The organism is Lacrimispora sp. 210928-DFI.3.58, assembly GCF_020554865.1.
Classification (GTDB): domain Bacteria; phylum Bacillota; class Clostridia; order Lachnospirales; family Lachnospiraceae; genus Enterocloster.
The window spans coordinates 1-272 of sequence record NZ_JAJCIC010000127.1; the positions used below are offsets into that span (position 1 = coordinate 1).

1 pseudogene is annotated in these 272 nt (G+C 48.5%); it reads left to right on the plus strand.

The features are described 5' to 3' along the window. Positions 1-118 (plus strand): annotated as a pseudogene (locus LIZ87_RS22670) (tweety protein); the annotation flags it as partial. Positions 119-272: the final 154 nt, after the last annotated feature.

Genomic DNA, 272 nt, shown 5'->3' on the forward strand with positions numbered 1-272 from the left:
TCTGGCGATGGTTACTATTTATACTTTTCTTTTATTTTTCTGTTGTTTTGGTTGTTATAAGGGAGAAAAGCCCGGAAATAAGGGGTTTTCCCCGGCAACCGGCTCGGCAACGGGATAGCAACAGGGGGTGCAACGGGCGGTCATTTTCAGAATGGAAGCTCCATCTGTTCTGTGACCTCCACAAAACCATCCATCGTTTTTTCAGACGGGTTGCCGGAGTCCGTTGCCGGGTTTTCACGCTCCCAGCCCTTTTGTCTGCCATATTCGGAAAA